Here is a 3,735-nt window from a genome sequence, read left to right as displayed (position 1 = left end):
ACCCAGCCCGCGACACCCCCGCGCCATCCCCCGGAAAGGACCGCCGCATTGCCCCGCGCCCACATAGAACTCGACAGGCAGGCCGTCATCGCTCCTGTCCGGCGCCGCACCTTCGGCTCGTTCGTCGAGCACCTCGGCCGCTGCGTGTACACCGGGCTCTACGAGCCCGAACACCCGAGCGCGAACGATGACGGGTTCCGCAGGGACGTCGTCGAACTCGTCAGAGAACTCGGCAGCACGACGATCCGCTACCCGGGCGGCAACTTCGTCTCCGGGTTCCGCTGGGAAGACTCCGTCGGCCCACGCGAAGAACGCCCGGTACGCCGCGACCTCGCCTGGCGCTCGCTCGAATCGAACCAGGTCGGCCTCGACGAGTTCGCCAGATGGCTCAAGCTCACCGACTCCGAGCTGATGCTGGCGGTCAACGTGGCCACACGAGGCATCCTGCCCGCCCTGGACCTGCTCGAGTACGCCAACCACCCGTCCGGCACGGCGCTGTCGGACCTGCGCATCGCCAACGGCACACCGGAACCGCACAACGTGCGCATGTGGTGCCTCGGCAACGAAATGGACGGCCCCTGGCAGACCGGATTCATGACGGCGGACGACTACGGCAAGATGGCCGCCCGCACCGCCGCCGCGATGAAGAGGGCCGACAAGGACCTCGAACTCGTCGTCTGCGGCTCCTCCGGATCCACCATGCCGACATTCGGCGACTGGGAGCGCACCGTACTCGAGCACAGCTACGACCACGTCGACTACGTCTCGTGCCACGCGTACTACCAGGAGCACGACGGCGACCTCGGCTCCTTCCTCGCCTCGGCGACCGACATGGACTACTTCATCGACACCGTCGTCGCGACTGCCGACCACGTGGGGCACAAGAAACGCTCCAACAAGAAGATCAACGTCTCCTTCGACGAGTGGAACGTCTGGTACCTCAAGGAGCACCAGGAGTCCGAGAAGATCCACGACGAGTGGCGCCACGCCCCCCGGCTCCTGGAGGACACCTACACGGTGGCGGACGCCGTCGTCGTCGGCAACCTGCTGATGACGCTCCTCCGCCGCAGCGACCGCGTCACCTCGGCATCCCTCGCACAGCTCGTCAACGTGATCGCTCCGATCATGACCGAGCCCGGCGGCCCGGCCTGGCGCCAGACGACCTTCTACCCGTTCTCGATCACGAGCCGGCTCGCCTCCGGCGAGGTGATCCGACCCCTGATCGAGGCGCCGACGTACGAAACGGCGCGCTACGGAGAGGCATCCGTCGTCGACGCCGTCGCGACCGTCGACGAGGGCCGGGCCGCGGTCTTCCTCGTCAACCGCGACCTGGCAAAAGCCGCGCAGGTCACGATCGATGTGCGCAGCTTCGGCTCCTCGCGCATCACCGAGGCGGTCACGCTCGCCGACTCCGACGTGTACGCGAAGAACACGCTCGCCCGGCAGGACCGGGTGACCCCGGCCGCGAACGCCGGCGCGGCACTCGCCGACGGCCTGCTCACCATCGAACTGCCGCCGACGTCGTGGACGGCGGTCGCCCTCCGGTGAGCGACGACACGAGCACCGTTCAGGAGCCGGCCCCCCTCCGGCGCGGCGGCCCGGCCCGTGAATCGCCGGACCCGGTCGCCGAGCGCCGCGAGGTGACCTGTGCGTTGCGCGACGGAACACGGCTTCGGACCGTCCTGCTGGTTCCGCACGGGACCGGGCCGTGGCCGGCCCTGCTGACCCGCCGTCCCCATGACGTGACCCGCGAGGAACACGACGGGACGCTCGACGTCGGGCGCCTCGTCGTCACCGACGGCGTGCAGCGGGGGTCGGCGCGGTCCGTCGACCCGGTCACGGGCCTGGGCGACAGACGGCCGGTCGAGCCGGATCAGGAGCAGGAGTTCGTCGTGGACCTCTGGTCGACGGCACACACGTTCCTGCCGGGCCACCGGGTGCGCATCGACATCGCACCGAGTTCGTCACCCCGCTGGGACGTCGGACGCAATGCCTTCGATCCGGCCGGGGCGACCACGGAGCCCACCGCGGCGGAATACACGATCCGTCACGGCGCTGCCCATCCGAGCCGCCTCGTCCTCCAGGTCGTGACGACAGCCCCGCGATGAGGCCGACCGGAACACGCCTGCCCGCGTCACCGACGTGGCGCTGCGGTTGCCGGGGCGGGTCCGGTGGAGGCACGGACGACCAGCTCGGTGGCCAACTCCATGCGGGCGGGGGACCGGGCGCCGCCGTCTTCGCCCCGGGCGAGCTCGATCAGGAGCTTGACCGCCGCGGCGCCCAACTCGGTGCTGGGCTGTCTGACGGTCGTCAGCCCAGGGGTGATGTACTGCGCCTCGGGCAGGTCGTCGAAGCCGATGACACTGATGTCCTCGGGAATCCGCAGGCCCCGGGCATCCAGCGCGTCGTAGATACCGAGTGCCATGGAGTCCGCGCAGGCGAAGATCCCCGTGATCCCCGGGTCGCTGTCGAGCAGGGTGTGGGTGGCGGTCGTCGCCTTGGCGCGGTTCCATCCGCCGTAGGCCACCGACACCGTGGCACTGCCGGCGGTCGCCGTGTCGGCCGCCGCACGGAAACCGTCGACGCGCGCCCGGCTGAAGAGATGGCGGGCATGGCCGGCGACCACCCCCATCCGCACATGGCCGAGGGACAGAAGGTGCTCAGCGGCCATACGGCCGCCTTCCCAGTTCGCCACGCCGATGCTTGCCACCCCTGACGGCGGTGTGCTCATCGGGTCGATCAGCACCACGGGGACGCCTGCGGCGAAGAGTGCGCCGAACTGCCGCGAGGCGGGATCGACCAGCGTCCCGATCGCGCCGACGGTGCGCCTTCTCAGAACCCGCGACACCCAGTCGCCGTGCGGCTCGGCGAGCGTCAGTACGACATCGAGTCCCGCTGCTGCCGCCTCTCGCCCGACCCCGGCTATCAGCAGGTTCGCCCATGACCCCTCGAAGTGGGTGACCACGAGATCGAGCACGTTGGACAAGCCGCTCTCGTCCCGCACGCTCTCGCCCTTGGACCCGGCCCGGCGGGTGTAGCCGACGGCCTGCACGGCTTCCATGACCTTCGCGCGCGTCTCCGCCGAGACATCGGTTCCGCCTCGCAGCACCTTGGACACGGTGGGCACGCTCGTACCGGCGGTCTTGGCCACCAGGGACAGTGTGGGGCGCGATCCGGCTGGTCGGGGAGGCATGGGGGACAGGTTAACCCGGCGAGGAGGCCGTCCGGGGGCCGGGGAGGCACCTCAGCCGGGGTCGAGCCGGCTGCGGACGGGTGCCCCTCAGGGTGCGGCACCCGCCCGCACACCGAGCGTCACACGGACGGCGCCGGGGCCGGGGCGTACTCGAACCAGTCGAAGGCGACCGCTCCCTTTGTGGCGTACATGCCGATCACACGGCCGGTGAAACCGCAGGCGACCTCGGTGGACAGGTAGCGCCCGTCCAGTTCGGCGAGCGGCCGGGCGTCCGGAGCGTCGGGATCGCCGAGCCAGAAGGCGATGGTGTCGGGGCCCGTGGTGCCGCCGTCGGTGAGTTCGGGCGACGCGGGCACGAGGCCTGACGTCCGGATCGTCACGGTGAGGGGTAGCGGCCCGGCCGGGACCGGCCGGCGGACCACGGTCTGGCGCAGCGGCCCGATCCGGGCGACGACGCCGACCTCCCCGTCCCCGGCCTCCACCTCGTAATGGTGGGCCTCGTCCAGGCGCACGCAGAGACCACCGCGTCCCGTACCCCTGTC

The 3,735-nt window shown here is 70.7% G+C and carries 3 protein-coding genes and 1 pseudogene; 2 read left to right on the top strand and 2 right to left on the bottom strand.

The features are described from left to right. The first annotated feature begins 48 nt into the window (after positions 1–48). Entirely contained in the window at positions 49–1,548 is a 1,500-nt protein-coding gene (arfA, locus tag C1I97_RS33225) for an arabinosylfuranosidase ArfA (RefSeq protein WP_111006742.1), read from the top strand. After that, the gene (locus C1I97_RS42025; protein WP_258382858.1) at positions 1,545–2,108 is read left to right on the top strand and encodes a CocE/NonD family hydrolase C-terminal non-catalytic domain-containing protein; all 564 of its coding nucleotides are present in this window, start codon (positions 1,545–1,547) and stop codon (positions 2,106–2,108) included. Before arfA ends, C1I97_RS42025 begins: the two co-directional genes overlap by 4 nt. Before the next feature lie 26 nt (positions 2,109–2,134). On the opposite strand, the gene C1I97_RS33215 is transcribed toward C1I97_RS42025, so the two are convergent. Both C1I97_RS33215 and C1I97_RS33210 read right to left on the bottom strand, forming a co-directional pair. After that, positions 2,135–3,151, bottom strand: coding sequence for a LacI family DNA-binding transcriptional regulator (locus C1I97_RS33215; RefSeq protein ID WP_258382857.1), 1,017 nt, complete (start codon positions 3,149–3,151; stop codon positions 2,135–2,137). Positions 3,152–3,312: 161 nt separating this feature from the next. Beyond that, a pseudogene (locus tag C1I97_RS33210) lies at positions 3,313–3,735 on the bottom strand (glycoside hydrolase family 43 protein); the annotation flags it as partial.

It is taken from the genome of Streptomyces sp. NTH33, from assembly GCF_003236365.1.
Classification (GTDB): Bacteria; Actinomycetota; Actinomycetes; order Streptomycetales; family Streptomycetaceae; genus Streptomyces.
The sequence above is the reverse complement of the archived record's forward strand: the minus strand, read 5'-3'. Positions and strand labels throughout refer to the sequence as shown.